The organism is Pectobacterium jejuense, from assembly GCF_026800125.1.
In the GTDB taxonomy this organism is placed as follows: Bacteria; Pseudomonadota; Gammaproteobacteria; order Enterobacterales; family Enterobacteriaceae; genus Pectobacterium; species Pectobacterium jejuense.
The window spans coordinates 241651-257027 of record NZ_JAPQKX010000003.1 but is presented as its reverse complement, the minus strand read 5'-3'; the positions used below and the strand labels follow the sequence as shown (position 1 = coordinate 257027).

At 52.9% G+C, this 15377-nt stretch carries 10 protein-coding genes; 7 read left to right on the top strand and 3 right to left on the bottom strand.

The window, feature by feature from the left end; translation table 11 throughout:
* Positions 1-7: 7 nt before the first annotated feature.
* Together aceF and lpdA are read left to right on the top strand one after the other, a co-directional pair.
* Positions 8-1894, top strand: coding sequence for a pyruvate dehydrogenase complex dihydrolipoyllysine-residue acetyltransferase (gene aceF, locus NXT09_RS07550; protein ID WP_268579313.1), 1887 nt, complete (start codon positions 8-10; stop codon positions 1892-1894).
* 214 nt (positions 1895-2108) lie between these two features.
* Positions 2109-3533 carry a dihydrolipoyl dehydrogenase gene (lpdA, locus tag NXT09_RS07545; RefSeq protein ID WP_010306320.1) on the top strand — a complete coding sequence of 475 codons (1425 nt, stop codon included), beginning with the start codon at positions 2109-2111 and terminating at the stop codon, positions 3531-3533.
* A gap of 63 nt (positions 3534-3596) precedes the next feature.
* Here the strand turns inward: lpdA and NXT09_RS07540 are convergent, their stop codons facing one another.
* The gene (locus tag NXT09_RS07540; RefSeq protein WP_268579312.1) at positions 3597-4493 is read right to left on the bottom strand and encodes a LysR family transcriptional regulator; all 897 of its coding nucleotides are present in this window, start codon (positions 4491-4493) and stop codon (positions 3597-3599) included.
* A gap of 115 nt (positions 4494-4608) precedes the next feature.
* On the opposite strand from NXT09_RS07540, the gene NXT09_RS07535 reads away from it, so the two are divergent.
* The 5 genes from NXT09_RS07535 (at position 4609) to NXT09_RS07515 (ending at position 12379) form a co-directional block, all read left to right on the top strand.
* The gene (locus NXT09_RS07535) at positions 4609-5802 is read left to right on the top strand and encodes a serine hydrolase domain-containing protein (protein ID WP_268579310.1); all 1194 of its coding nucleotides are present in this window, start codon (positions 4609-4611) and stop codon (positions 5800-5802) included.
* A complete protein-coding gene (locus tag NXT09_RS07530) occupies positions 5799-6983 on the top strand; it encodes an MFS transporter (RefSeq protein ID WP_268579309.1) in 1185 nt (394 codons plus the stop codon). The genes NXT09_RS07535 and NXT09_RS07530 overlap by 4 nt, the downstream gene beginning before the upstream one ends.
* A gap of 197 nt (positions 6984-7180) precedes the next feature.
* Complete coding sequence (locus NXT09_RS07525) at positions 7181-9088, top strand: rhamnogalacturonan lyase (RefSeq protein WP_306417466.1); 1908 nt, start codon at positions 7181-7183, stop codon at positions 9086-9088.
* A gap of 161 nt (positions 9089-9249) precedes the next feature.
* Positions 9250-10428 (top strand): dienelactone hydrolase family protein, encoded by a 1179-nt coding sequence (locus NXT09_RS07520; protein ID WP_268579411.1) that lies wholly within the window; start codon positions 9250-9252, stop codon positions 10426-10428.
* A 238-nt stretch (positions 10429-10666) separates the two neighbouring features.
* Positions 10667-12379, top strand: coding sequence for a hypothetical protein (locus NXT09_RS07515; RefSeq protein ID WP_268579308.1), 1713 nt, complete (start codon positions 10667-10669; stop codon positions 12377-12379).
* A 167-nt stretch (positions 12380-12546) separates the two neighbouring features.
* On the opposite strand, the gene NXT09_RS07510 is transcribed toward NXT09_RS07515, so the two are convergent.
* Positions 12547-13875, bottom strand: a complete 1329-nt coding sequence (locus tag NXT09_RS07510; protein WP_268579307.1) for an MmgE/PrpD family protein — start codon at positions 13873-13875, stop codon at positions 12547-12549.
* 107 nt (positions 13876-13982) lie between these two features.
* Positions 13983-14966, bottom strand: coding sequence for a helix-turn-helix transcriptional regulator (locus tag NXT09_RS07505; protein ID WP_014916622.1), 984 nt, complete (start codon positions 14964-14966; stop codon positions 13983-13985).
* Positions 14967-15377: the final 411 nt, after the last annotated feature.

Sequence of the window (15377 nt, the reverse complement as noted above, 5' to 3'; positions counted from 1 at the left end):
AGATTACATGGCTATCGAAATCAACGTACCGGATATCGGTGCAGATGAAGTTGAAGTCACCGAAGTGCTGGTGAAGGTTGGCGATAAAGTTGAAGCTGAACAATCGCTGATCACGGTTGAAGGTGATAAGGCTTCTATGGAAGTCCCTTCTCCGCAGGCTGGTGTCGTGAAAGAGATTAAAGTCTCTGTCGGTGACAAAGTTGAAACTGGCAAACTGATCATGATTTTCGATTCCGCCGACGGTGCAGCTGATGCTGCACCTGCCAAGGCAGAAGAGAAGAAAGAAGCGGCTCCGGCTGCTGCCCCAGCGGCGGCAGCAGCGAAAGACGTCAACGTACCGGATATCGGCGGTGACGAAGTCGAAGTGACTGAAGTGCTGGTTAAAGTGGGCGACACCGTTGCTGCTGAACAGTCTCTGATCACCGTAGAAGGCGACAAAGCGTCTATGGAAGTCCCGGCACCTTTCGCAGGTACGGTTAAAGAGATCAAAATCAGCACCGGCGATAAAGTCTCTACCGGTTCTCTGATCATGGTATTCGAAGTGGCGGGTGCAGCATCTGCTGCCGCTCCGGCACAAGCCGCTGCTCCTGCAGCAGCTGCGCCAGCGGCCTCTGCGGCGAAAGAAGTCAACGTACCGGATATCGGCGGTGACGAAGTCGAAGTGACTGAAGTGATGGTTAAAGTTGGCGATAAAATCGCGGCTGAGCAATCACTGATCACCGTTGAAGGCGATAAGGCTTCAATGGAAGTCCCTGCGCCGTTCGCGGGTACGGTTAAAGAAATCAAAATCAGCACCGGCGACAAAGTGAAAACCGGTTCACTGATCATGGTCTTCGAAGTGGAAGGCGCTGCACCTGCGGCGGCTCCAGCTGCCAAGCAAGAAGCGGCGGCTGCACCAGCTCCAGCGGCAAAACCTGCTGCTGCACCGGCTGCGAAAGCAGAAGGCAAGAGCGAGTTCGCTGAGAATGATGCTTACGTTCACGCAACGCCGGTTATCCGTCGTCTGGCACGTGAATTCGGTGTGAATCTGGCAAAAGTGAAGGGTTCTGGTCGTAAAGGCCGTATCCTGCGCGAAGACGTTCAGGCTTACGTGAAAGATGCAGTGAAACGCGCTGAGTCTGCGCCAGCTGCTGCCGCTGGCGGCGGTCTGCCAGGCATGCTGCCATGGCCGAAAGTCGACTTCAGCAAGTTTGGTGAAGTGGAAGAAGTGGAACTGGGCCGTATCCAGAAAATCTCTGGTGCTAACCTGAGCCGTAACTGGGTGATGATCCCACACGTTACGCACTTCGACAAAACTGACATCACCGATCTGGAAGCGTTCCGTAAACAGCAGAACGCCGAAGCTGAGAAGCGTAGACTGGATGTGAAATTCACCCCAGTTGTCTTCATCATGAAAGCCGTTGCCGCTGCGCTTGAGCAGATGCCACGCTTCAACAGTTCACTGTCTGAAGATGCGCAACGTCTGACGCTGAAGAAATACATCAACATCGGTGTTGCGGTTGATACCCCGAACGGTCTGGTGGTTCCGGTCTTTAAAGACGTGAACAAGAAGAGCATCACTGAGCTGTCTCGCGAACTGATGGCGATCTCCAAGAAAGCCCGTGACGGTAAGCTGACCGCTGGCGAAATGCAGGGCGGATGCTTCACGATCTCCAGCCTGGGTGGCATCGGGACTACGCACTTTGCGCCGATCGTCAACGCGCCGGAAGTCGCTATTCTTGGTGTGTCTAAGTCCGCGATGGAACCGGTCTGGAATGGTAAAGAGTTCACTCCGCGTCTGATGATGCCGATGTCTCTGTCCTTCGACCACCGTGTCATTGACGGTGCTGATGGTGCTCGCTTCATTACCATCATTAACAACACGTTGTCTGACATCCGCCGTCTGGTGATGTAATCGAAAAGCCGGCCTGACGGCCGGCTTTTTTCTGATAAGCTGTTATTTGTTACAGCTGTCAGTGATCAAGGACAAATCGTTAGTCGCTTGTTGTTTCAAAATTGTTAACGATTTTGTAAACTACTGCGGCAAAGACACGTCCCGGTGGAAGAGGGCGTTAAGACTCAATAACAATGACGTCACAGACCCGCCGGAAATCAATTAAGAGGTCATGATGAGTACTGAAATTAAAGCTCAGGTAGTGGTACTTGGTGCCGGCCCCGCGGGTTACTCTGCTGCATTCCGCGCGGCGGATTTGGGTCTGGAAACCGTACTGGTAGAGCGCTACTCCACGTTGGGTGGGGTGTGTCTGAATGTTGGTTGTATCCCTTCCAAAGCCCTGCTGCACGTTGCTAAAGTCATTGAAGAAGCCAAAGCACTGGCAGAACACGGTATCGTGTTCGGTGAACCTAAAACCGACATTGATAAAATCCGTCTGTGGAAAGAAAAAGTCATCACCCAACTGACCGGTGGTCTGGCTGGCATGGCGAAAGGCCGTAAAGTTAAAGTTGTTAACGGTCTGGGCAAATTCACGGGTGCCAACACGCTGGAAGTTGACGGTGAAAACGGCAAAACGACGATCAACTTCGATAACGCGATTATCGCGGCGGGTTCACGTCCAATCCAACTGCCTTTCATTCCTCATGATGACCCGCGCGTATGGGATTCTACCGATGCGCTGGAGCTGAAAAACGTCCCAGGACGTCTGCTGGTTATGGGCGGCGGTATCATCGGTCTGGAAATGGGTACCGTTTACCATGCTCTGGGTTCACAGATCGACGTCGTTGAAATGTTCGATCAGGTTATCCCGGCTGCTGACAAAGATGTCGTTAAGGTCTTCACCAAGCGTATCAGCAAGCAGTTCAACCTGATGCTGGAAACCAAAGTGACGGCAGTAGAAGCCAAAGAAGACGGCATCTATGTGACGATGGAAGGCAAAAAAGCGCCAGCCGAGCCACAGCGTTACGATGCGGTTCTGGTTGCTATCGGTCGTGTACCGAACGGCAAAAACCTGGATGCTGGCAAAGCGGGCGTGGAAGTTGACGATCGCGGCTTCATCCACGTTGATAAGCAAATGCGCACCAACGTGCCGCACATCTATGCTATCGGCGACATCGTCGGTCAGCCGATGCTGGCGCACAAAGGCGTGCATGAAGGCCACGTTGCTGCCGAAGTGATCTCCGGTAAGAAACACTACTTCGATCCGAAAGTGATTCCTTCTATCGCCTATACCGAACCGGAAGTGGCGTGGGTAGGTCTGACCGAGAAAGAAGCGAAAGAGAAAGGCATCAGCTACGAAACCGCGACCTTCCCATGGGCAGCGTCTGGCCGTGCTATCGCGTCTGACTGTGCTGACGGTATGACCAAACTGATTTTCGACAAAGAAACTCACCGTGTTATCGGTGGTGCGATTGTCGGCACTAACGGTGGTGAACTGTTAGGTGAAATCGGTCTGGCGATCGAGATGGGCTGTGATGCAGAAGATATCGCACTGACCATCCATGCGCACCCAACGCTGCATGAGTCTGTTGGTCTGGCGGCTGAAATCTTTGAAGGCAGCATCACCGACCTGCCGAACCCGAAAGCGAAGAAGAAGTAAGTTCGCTCAGGTTCGACTAGCGTGAATTCAATCCGGCACCTTTTATAGGTGCCGGATTTTTTTTTACGTATCAGAGGCGGGAAATACTCGCGCGCAGAGGAAATCCACGAGTGCCCGTACTTTTGGTGACGGGTGTTTGCTGGCAGGCCACAACACATAGAAGACGCCGCTGCGTTCCACATAGTCGGTCAGGATCGGCTGTAGATGGCCGCTGGCCAGCGGTTCACGGATGGAGAAGTCTGGCAGGTAGGCGATCCCCAGCCCTTGCAGAGCGAAACAGAGGCGCGTTTCGATGTTGTTGCAGACCATCGAGGTGGGTAATGGCAACTCTGGTTCGCCGGGGGGAAGTCGTAGCGCCCACGGCTCCAGTTTGCCGCTGTTGGGAAAGCGGTAGTGCAGACAAGCGTGCTGCATCAGATCGACAGGGAGCTGAGGGGTGCCACGCCGGGTAAGGTAATCTGGCGCAGCGACTAGCAGAGAACGGAAGGCACCCAGCCTCCGTGAGGTGAGGCGTGAGTCAACGGGGTCTCCTGTCCGTACCACAGCATCAAAACCTTCCTCAATGACGTCCACCATTCTGTCGGTGAAGTCCAAATCCAGTTCGATCTCGGGGTATTCGCGCATGAATTCGCCGAGTACGGGTAACACCAGTGAACTGACCAACGGCAAACTTACCCGCAGGCGTCCGCGCGGTACGGCGCTGGTCTGCGACAGCTCCAGTTCTGCTGCTTCGATCTCAGCCAGAATTCGCCGGCTACGCGCCAGAAATAGTGAGCCTTCGGCGGTCAATGTGATGCTGCGCGTACTGCGGTGAAATAGCCTCACGCCCAATTTTTCTTCAAGCCGAGCGATGCTTTTGCCTACCGCAGACGCTGACACGCCCAGTAGTCGGCCAGCGGCAATAAAACTACGCGTTTCGGCCACCTGCACAAATACCGCTAAGCCATTCAGGCTGTCCATATACCCTCTCTATTACGGACAATTTATTCCTTATATTAAGGAACAGTAGCCTACTTTTTCTTTAATTGTCGATTTTCTATCGTAACGGGAACGCTCATTGATAAAGGAACACCCCGTGATAACTCCCGTATTTCCTCTGGATACCGATGCCTCAACAGCCCCTCTCTCTGCCCGAATTCAGGCCGTCGTTCAACAGGCGCTGGAGGATGGGCGTTTGGTCGGTGCTGTTGTGCTGGCCGCGCGCAACGGAGAATTGATTCATCAGCAGGCCGCAGGATGGGCTGACCGGGAGAGTGCCTGTCCTATGGCGCTGGATGCCATCTTCCGGCTGGCTTCTGTCAGCAAACCCATCGTGTCAGTCGCGGCACTGGCACTGGTGGCGCAAGGTCGGCTCGATCTGGATGAGGACATCACTCGCTGGATGCCGACGTTCCAGCTCCGGCTGGCCGACGGCAGCCCTGCTCGCGTTACCGCGCGGCAGTTGCTTAGCCATACCGCGGGTTTAGGCTACCGCTTTTTCGAGCCCCATGCAGACGGCCCCTATGCACTGGCGGGTGTCTCGGACGGTATGGATGCTTCTGGCATCAGCCTGACTGAGAACCTGCGTCGTATTGCCAGCGTTTCCCTGCAATACGTGCCGGGAGAGGCCTGGGGTTATTCGCTGGCAACAGATGTCTTGGGAGCCTTGATCGAATGCATTCACGGTACGTCATTGAACGAGGCGGTTCGCCAACTGGTGACCGACCCACTGGGCATGCACGATACCGACTTCGTTATACGTGACCCATCGCGCCTGACTACTGCTTACGTGAACGACACCCCGCAGCCGCATCGCCTGACCGAAGGTGAAACGGTTTCTCCCTTTGAAGGAGCAATTGGTATTGCGTACAGCCCTGCGCGCATCTTTGATCCTCAGGCCTTTCCATCTGGTGGTGCTGGCATGGCGGGTACTGCCTGGGATCTGTTACGCCTGCTGGAAGCCCTGCGTAAAGGGGGCAGCGTTCCGCTGCCTGACGCGCTGATCGAGGAGATGGGACGCGATCAGACCCAGGGGCTGGAACTGCCCAATGCACCGGGATGCGGTTTTGGCCTCGGTTTCTCGGTCTTGCGCGATCCGCTGTTAGCCGAGTCGCCGGAATCATCAGGCACCTGGCGCTGGGGAGGTGCCTACGGTCATTCATGGTTTGTCGATCGAACACAAGGTTTGAGCGTCGTAGCTTTCACCAACACGATGTACGAAGGGATGTCGGGGCGTTTTGTCACCGAGCTGCGCGATGCCGTGTATGGCGAGTTGGAGGCGGCACGATGACTGCCTCACTGACCGATATACACCGTGACAGGTTGCCCATTGCCTCATTGCTGGCATTAGCCACGGCAGCTTTCATCACTATCCTGACCGAAGCGCTGCCAGCAGGCTTGCTGCCGCAAATGGCGCAAGGTCTGGCGGTGTCCGAAGCCTGGGTCGGGCAAACCGTCACTATCTACGCCGTAGGCTCTTTGGCGGCCGCGATCCCGTTAACTGCTGTGACGCAAGGTGTGCGTCGCCGCCCGCTGCTGCTGTCAGCCATTGCAGGTTTCGCTGTCGCCAATGCTATTACGGCATTTTCCGGTAGCTACGTGCTAACGATGGCGGCGCGTTTTCTGGCGGGTGTTTCAGCTGGGCTGCTGTGGGCGCTGCTGGCGGGCTATGCAGCCCGTATGGTGCCTGAACACCAGAAGGGACGGGCTATTGCGATAGCGATGGTCGGCACGCCATTAGCCTTGTCGCTCGGTGTACCCGCGGGAACCTTTCTTGGCAACGCGATCGGCTGGCGAATGTGTTTCGGTATGATGAGTGGTTTGGCCTTAATACTGATGTTGTGGGTACGTATTCAGGTGCCTGATTTCGCTGGGCAATCAACGGGCAGGAGGCTATCTCTGGGACAGGTGTTCACTATGGCAGGCGTGCGGCCCGTGCTATGTGCCGTGCTGGCCTTTGTGCTGGCGCATAACATTCTCTACACCTACATTGCGTCGTTTCTCGCGGTAGTGGGTATGGTTGCACAAACCGGTTTGGTGCTGCTGGTATTCGGCGTTACATCACTGCTGGGCATCTGGATCGTCGGTGTGCTGATTGACCGCTATTTGCGCGCCCTGACGCTCGCCTGCTCGGCATTGTTCTGTCTGTCCGTCCTGGCGCTTGGTGTGGCAGGTGATGTACTGGTTGTGGTCTATGCGGCAGTAGCCATCTGGGGGTTAGCCTTCGGCGGTGCGGCAACGCTATTCCAGACGGCGCTTGTCAGAACGGCGAAAGGGGGGACCGACGTGGCGCAGTCTATGTTGGTCACCGCCTGGAACATGGCTATTGCAGGGGGAGGTATCATCGGTGGTGTTCTGCTGGAGCGCCTTGGCGTTACCGCCTTCTCTCCGGTGCTGCTGGTGCTGTTATTGATTACGTTCGTTGTGGTGTGGTCTGCCAGACAACACGGCTTCCCCATGACGCGACGGTAGGGTGCCAGGTGCCGGATTTTTTGTCTGTGATTTTTCTAGCGCAATAAATTGTTTATTTATCATACATAGACGTCATGATTTCTTGCCTTATTTTCGTGATTGATAATTACGCTGCTGTACTAATCTGGCGTGGATATGCCTGTATGCAATTTGTACAACGGGAGTAAGGGCATTCTTCACGTAATCAAGGAGAGAAAATGAAACGCTATTTATCAACGCCGCGAGCAGGCGTCATTGCTGTTACATTGCTTGCTACACTGATGGGCGGTGGGCAGGATGGGCTGATGACGTCGGCTTATGCGGCAGGAAAAAGTAAGCAAATTGAATTGCTGGATCGCGGACTGTTTGCATTCAAATCATCGAAACATGTTTTTTTAAGCTGGCGGCTTTTCGCTACTGACCCTGAAAATATTGCTTTTAATCTCTATCGAGATGGTCAACTCATCAATCCTTCCCCTCTGAGTACAACGACTAACTTTATCGATCCAGATGGTAAAGCCGATTCTACTTATGCGATACGCCCGGTCATTAAGGGAGTCGAAGGAAAAGAGGACGTCGCTAAATCAGTACTGAACGGCCAACGTTATCAGTCTATTCCGTTAAAGAAACCTGCCGATGGGGTGACGCCAAAAGGTGACAGCTATTCCTATGGTGTGAATGATGGATCGGTTGGCGATCTGGATGGCGATCGCGAATATGAGTATGTGATCAAGTGGGCACCGAGTAACTCAAAAGATAATGCGCACTCTGGCTACACCGGCAACGTTTATATTGATGCCTATAAGCAGGATGGAACGCGGCTGTGGCGCATTGATTTAGGAAAGAACATCCGATCTGGAGCGCATTACAACGATTTCATCGTGTATGACCTGGACGGTGATGGCAAAGCGGAAGTGATGATGAAAACCGCCGATGGTACGGTGGATGGTACAGGAAAGGTTATCGGCAATAGTCAGGCGGATTACCGTAGCAACAACGGTTATATTCTCACTGGGCCTGAATACCTGACGGTATTTAATGGTCAAACCGGGAAAGCGATGGCGACAGTGGATTATCTCCCCGAACGTGGTGATGTGTGCGGCTGGGGTGATTGCTATGGTAATCGCGTTGATCGCTTTCTTGCGGGGGTTGCCTACCTTGATGGCGAAAGACCGAGCGCGGTTTTTTCACGCGGCTACTATCGGCGCGCGGTGATTGTCGCGTGGGACTGGCGTAATGGCAAGCTGACGAAGCGCTGGACTTATGACAGCGGAACGTCTGGCGATGTGCTGAACACCGCCTATGGGCAAGGTGCTCACCATTTTCGCACTGGCGATGCCGATGGGGATGGGAAAGACGACATTATCTTTGGCGCAGCAACGATTGGCAGCAATGGCAAGTTATTGAATTCCACAGGCCTGGGCCATGGTGATGCGCTGCATTTTGGTGTACTAGATCCTTCGCGGGAAGGCAAACAAGTCTTCATGGTGCATGAGGGCGCGAAACAATATGGCGATAATGCAATGGAAATGCATGATGCCGCCACGGGCGAGATCCTCTGGGGATACACAAACGGTTCAGGTGGTGATAACGGGCGTGGTGTCTGCATGGATATTGATCCTGCCCATTTGGGTGTGGAATGCTGGTCTTCACAGGGCGGGTTGTTCAATGTGAAAGGCGAGCAGATCTCTGATAAGAAGCCCACAGCAATCAATTTTGCTATCTGGTGGGATGGCGATCTGCTGCGTGAGACATGGGATCGCACGATGATTGATAAATGGATTCCGGAACAAGAGAAAACCGAGCGGGTGTTCAGCGCTTATACCTACAATTCGGGGACGTGGATAAATGGGACGAAAGCGACACCCGTCCTGAGTGCCGATCTTTTTGGTGACTGGCGCGAAGAGTTCATTATTCCCAAGTCTGATAATAGCGAGTTACAGATTTTCAGCACCACGACGGAAACGTCCTACCGTATGCCAACGTTGATGCACGACCCGGCCTATCGGACACAGGTTGCGGCTCAGAATGCAGGCTATAACCAACCACCACACACTAGCTTTTACCTTGGTGATGGGATGACGCTCCCTGTGAAATGGGAAAGTGTGTATACCGTACCTAAATGATGTTTTTTCGGCACGATGACGATCGTGCCGATTTTTCTTCCAACGTATCGCAGTATTTTTTAGGGACGCTTCGCAGAATGCGCGTTCCGTCCGTTTATTTTTAGCGGCGTCAATTACAATCAAACCTCAAAAAGAAACGACGTTTTATTTTTGAGGTTATGATGAATCTTAATACCTTACGCTCCTCTGTCTGGCTACTGGCGGCTTTGCTGACCAGCCCTTCACTGATGGCGAACGATATGAACCCTACGATTCAACCCGCGACAGATCAGGCGGTGACGGATGAAGGACTGCCTTCATTTTATCCGCAGCTTAAACAGCAGATGACCTACTCGGATTCCTGGCTATCGGGGAATTTTACGGATTTTAGCCAATGGCAAGCCCAGTCGAGAAAAACGCTGCGTTCGCTGCTCCTGACGCCGGATTCCACCAAAGACTTTGCCCCACAGACGATGGAAAAACAGGATCGCGGCAGCTACATGGCGGAGAAAGTCGCCTTTAACCTGACCGATGAAAGCCGCGTAGACGCGCTGATCCTGACGCCAAAAAGCGCGGGGCCGCATCCTGCGGTGATCCTGCTGCACGATCACGGCGCGAAGTTTGATATCGGCAAAGAGAAGATGATCAAGCCGTGGGGCAATGACGCACAGCTCGATTCCGCACAGGCGTGGGCCGATAAGTTCTTCACCGGCCGCTTTGTCGGGGATGAACTGGCGAAGCGGGGCTATGTGGTGCTGGCGGTCGATGCGCTAGGTTGGGGATCGCGCGGGCCAATTAAATATGAGCAGCAGCAGGCGCTGGCGAGCAATTTCTTTAATCTGGGGCGCTCACTCGCGGGGCTGATGGCCTACGAAGACATGCGGGCGACGGACTTTCTGGCATCGCTTGAACAGGTTGATAAGCAACGTATTGGCGTCGTGGGTTTCTCGATGGGCGCCTATCGTGCCTGGCAGCTCGCCGCGCTATCCGACAAGGTAGCAGCAACGGCGGCGGTGTCCTGGATTGGCACGTATGATGGCCTGATGACGCCGGGCAACAATGTGCTGAGAGGGCAGTCGGCATTCTACATGCTGCATCCGGGGCAACCGACGCGCTTTGATTTCCCTGATGTGGCGAGCGTCGCCGCGCCAAAACCGATGCTGCTATTTAACGGTGGTCAAGACAAACTGTTCCCGACACAATCCGTTGAAGATGCTTACGCCAAAATGCACAAGGTGTGGCAATCCCAGCGGGCGGACAGCAAGCTGCAAACCAAAATCTGGCCTGAGCTGGGGCACGTGTTCTATCAGGAACAGCAGGAAGAAGTCTTTAGCTTTTTAGACCAATGGCTAAAGCCCTAGCCCACAGTGCCTGAATTATCTACTCTAAATAATTCGAGTTTCATGAAGGCGGCAAGGGAAGGAATCCCGATGAGCTTACTCAGGTAAGTGATTCGGGTGACTGAGCGAAGCCAACGCACATGCAACTTGAAGTATGACGAATGTAATAAGTTTTTTGATAACATCAGCTTACTGATGCATGACTCGCCTCTGCGTGCCGCGGCATTCAGAGGCTTTTTAATTTTACAGGGATGAAGTGATGAAGAAATACCTGGGTATTATCATGATGGCCTTATGGCTGTCGGGCTGTAATGGAGAACAAACACTGAGCGAGGGGAAATATCTGGTTGAGGATATTCGCGTGGTGTTTGATAACAGTAAACATCCTGAAGCCAATGAAAACAGAGATAACCTTCAGAAACATATCGCAAAAAACCTCAAAGGCATTAAAAACGACCTCTATTTTAATCTGACGCCGACGCAGGTGAGTTACTACAGTGAGGATGGCGAATATACCGAGGAGATAAAAGACAACCGTATACGGGTAAACGGTATGTGGCACACGCTAAACATCACCGGGAGAAACACAGTTACGTTCGTATCCGATAAAAGCGCTGCCTGTGCGTTTTATTATTGTGAAATCACCATGGTCTTGAAAAAGACGGAAGAACAGTCACCCGGTTTACTCAAAATCCAGCAGCGTTTTGAAGAATATAAAAAAGCCTATCAGGCGTGGCTTCTTGAAGAGAAAGCGGTATTTAATCGCGCGCCGATGGATGATTTCCCCGGTATCCCCTTTTACCCCGAAGAGTATTTCACGATTAAGCTACCGTTTAGCATGCACGACAAGCTGAGCCTAGAAGAGCACGGGATGTATATTCGCAAGATGGGGCGTCTACTCATCGACCGGGAAAATAAAGACACGCAGATCTACACCTATCGGGATAAGCAGAATAATACCGATTTTGACCTGCTTACCGTTAGCGCAGCAAAAGAGGATTTTAATCTGGCATTGTGGCTGGAAGGACAAAAGGGTGTGTTATTCCAGTCGGAAAACGGCGCAGCATATGATAATAAACAGGGAAAATTAGAAGCCGTCTATTTTCAATATGATGAGGCTAATCAACGCTACTTTATCGGGTTAGCGAATGCTGAGTACACCGTCGCGTTAGCCAAAGCGTTTGCCGTACTGCGTACGATGGATGAACGTTACCGTGGCGAGCAGGCATTGTCGATGTACGATCTGGCATTATCTCAGCCGGAATTGGAAGCGAAGTATGGCGTAAAGATCGCTGATGAATTTAAGATCGCAGAAATGCATCAGACTATCTGGAAAGCACTCGAACAGCGCATGGAAAAGCCTGAGCGCTTTATTAAACGGAGCATGTCAAAAACGCGCATTAAAATAAAATTCCCGTCGGAAGTGTTTAAGTACGATGTTTATTTTAAGGTCGCTCCTCAGTCGATTCCTGAACTCATGGCTGAAACCAAAGAGATCGTCCCCGAAGGTAAAGAAGTGGATAACATCTTTATTTATGGCGACAGCGCGTTTGTCGGCTATGAATACGATGTGAATGTGGGAAGTGGACTCACATTACAATTTTTAGTCCCGAAAGATGCAGGAACGCCGCTGGAACGCCTGATGTTCCTGCATGTATTACGTCAGCTTGATGTGACGCGATTCCCTGCTATTGCCGCGCAAGAGAAAAAGAACCTGTTTACGTATGGCGAAGCGACGTCTTTTAAAAACAACCTTGATAATCGCTACTTCAAGGTAGAAGAAGGTCTCATCGACAGCACGGGCAAATTGATCGTCAAGAATCCTGATGATGGCTATTTCAATTTTGACTATCGCTCTCCCCACATACTGGCGACCCACTATAAATCAGAGGGGGAAGGGAGTTATTCCAGAGTTCCGGGCGTGACGGTATTTGATGAAAAAGGGAAATGGCTTTCCCATCAGAAAGACTAATTCGATCTGACAGCGTGGTGATTGTCGGTAATGGTATTGGCGGTCATGGTATTGCCAGTAATCGTATTGCCGGTAATCGTGCTGTCGATAATGATGATTATCGACAGCACCTCGCATCCTGCTAAAACAGCATCCCGTTAAACCAGCATTGTTAAAACAGTATTTTGTTAAAACAACAGCCCAAGCAAATAGCGTAGATCGCCTTCCTGTCGTAATGCGCAGCGGTCGGCGATCTGGCTGCTGTCGAGATGCGCCAGCGAACCGATCGTTTGCTGCAGCTTGGCACGGAGATCGGTAGGACGCGCCGAGGTTTCCTGACGTGTGGTGCGCTGGATTAGCGTGCTGCCGTTACGCAGGTGCAGCGTAACCTCATGAAAACGTGCTTCCGGGTCAAGCTCATCGGGTGGCGCGGTTTCATCGGCGCGGCGTATAACGCGATTCGCCAGCGCGGAGATCGTGGTTTCAACCGGGGCTTCCGAGAAATGTGCCAGCTTCAGTTCCCCTTCAATCAGCGCCGCCGCAATCACATATTCCAGACTGAACCGGGCTTCTACGCCGTTGGTCGCGTTACGGATAAAAGGAGCAACATCGCCGCCCGGCGGGAAGGTCACCGTGATCTGTTCGATAGCCGCGGCCAGATCGGCATCCGCACCATTCTGCTTATGCCATTGTTCCCGCAGTGCAAAAGCTGCCTCGGCAGCGCTGTGGGTGCCGCCACAGGTTGGGTAGCGCTTGAACTCCAGACCGGGAGACAGCATGCGCCACGGCGCACCCCAGTTTTCAACCAGCAGTTCCGGCTGCTGTTTTTGATCGCCGTGCGCCGCAAGAAAGTCGTCAATCACCTGCTGTTTGTTGCCTTCAAAGCCCGCTAAGCCCAGCTTGACGGCGGTTAGCCCTGCTCTGGCGGAAAGCCCGGCATGTAGCGGTTTGACCGCTGAACCAAACTGCGCTCGCAGTCCTGCGGCCTGTGTGGCAGCCAGACCAAGAATGATTTGTGTCTGTTCTACCGAAGCTCCAGCCAGACGTGCAGCAGCGGCAGCGGCGGCGATAGCGCCGAGTGTCGCCGTATTGTGGTAGCCGAGGCTGTAATGGCGCGGGCCGCATGCCAGCCCGATTCTGCCTGCCGCTTCCACGCCGATCACATACGCCGTCAAAAACGCCTCTTCCGTGATGGATGAGTCTTCTGCAGCCAGGGCAAATAGGGCAGGCAGAATGACGGTGCTGGGATGTCCACGAAACGCTGGGTGGTAATCGTCAAAATCCAATACGTGACCGGCATAACCCAGGATCAGACTGCGCGTCAGGCTGTCCGTACCGCTGAAGACCTGCTTTAACGGCGCGAGCCCGCTATCGGCTATCGCACCCTGTACGATGGGAAGTGCGGTGGAAACAAAGTCAGTCACCCCGTCGCGGGCGGCCTCTATCGCTTCCCGATTGGGTTCGCTATGGATGATGTGGTGGGCAAGCGTTGCGGTGATATCAGTCTGATTGGTCATGGATAGTCATGTGCTGGCAGAAAAATACTAATTTACTGTGCATCGCTGAATAGCGATTAATAACCAAACGGAATAACAAATTCCATTTGGTTATTAGTGGTTCAGAATCAGAAACGGTCTTTTAGCTGCCCCGGCGTAATACCGAATGCACGGCGCAGGGCGGTGGCAAAGTTGGCGGGGCTGTTGTAACCGGCGATGCTGGCTGCCTGCGCAATGCCGATGCCGTCTTTCTGCAAGGCCAGCATGGCGCGCTGCAAACGACAGTTACGCAGGTATTCAAACACGCTCATATTGAACGTCTGACGAAAATGGCGCTGTAGCGTGCTTTCGCTCATATTGACGCTTTTGGCGATCTCACTCATCGAAAGGTGGTCGGCGCTGCCGCTTTCCAGCATGTCTCTGACCTGTTGAATGCGATGGTAGCTGCGCAGGGTAACGCCGCTGCTTTTTTCCTGTGCTACGCTGGCGGTCAATGAGGTAAACGCCTCGATAATCAGGCTCATACACTGCATTTCCAGATAAAGGCGCTGGAGCGGCGTTTGACAAGGTTCGGCATCCAGCGTTTGTAAGGCAATCGCCAGCGCCTGTCGGGACGGTGTCCACAGGTGTGTTGCCAGATGCGTCTGCGTGAAATCGTGGATGGCTTGCCAGTCGCCAACGGTGTCCATCATATTGCCGTACAGCCATTCCCTGTCGAACGTCAGCGTAATCGTTCGCTCATATTCATCACGTTTGCCGATGCGGGTAAACATCGTCGGCTCCGTCAGCGCAATCAGCGAGGCGGGCTGCTTCTCTCCCAGATGCAGTTCCTGATGACCAAATGAGATGTGCGCATTGCCACTGACCACGATGGCCAGCTTGATTGCGCCATCCAGCAGGTTTTGGGTTTTCATGTTGTGGCGATTAATCACATCCGCGGTATGCAGGATCAGATGGGGATTGAGCTGGACGACAGTGAACGAGCCGAATAGCACTGGCGTATTATCGATCAACCGAGGGCCGATAAAACGGTAATTATTCGCGACCAGACTCGATTGCTGAACGATGTGATCTTTATAGATCGGCTTTGATGACTGAGTGAAGCTGCGCACGTGATTACCTACCTGATTAAACCCTTCGACCTGCGCCTTCCATTTTGATGCTTTGGCAAAACATTTTGCTGCTAGAGCAAACCCCGTCCTGAATGACAAATGTAACAATGACCGCGCCAAAATGGTAATGCAAATACTTCTCAATAGCATTTTTCGTTGAGAACGTCACACTGCACGATAAAGGCATTTTCCATTTCCGGCAATGCGGAGAAAAGGGCTGATTGATTACACACAGCATTTCATAACAACACGACGTGATGCCATTGGCATGACGCTTCTCCCCGATAACCGCCACGTTTGCGCGTTTTATCTCCGCCGTTATTCAGCGTTTTGCTGATTGTCGTTAGGTGTCGCTGTACCGGCTGCGATGTTGATCCTTTTTCAGGCTACTTATTCATTTCTTACAGGGCA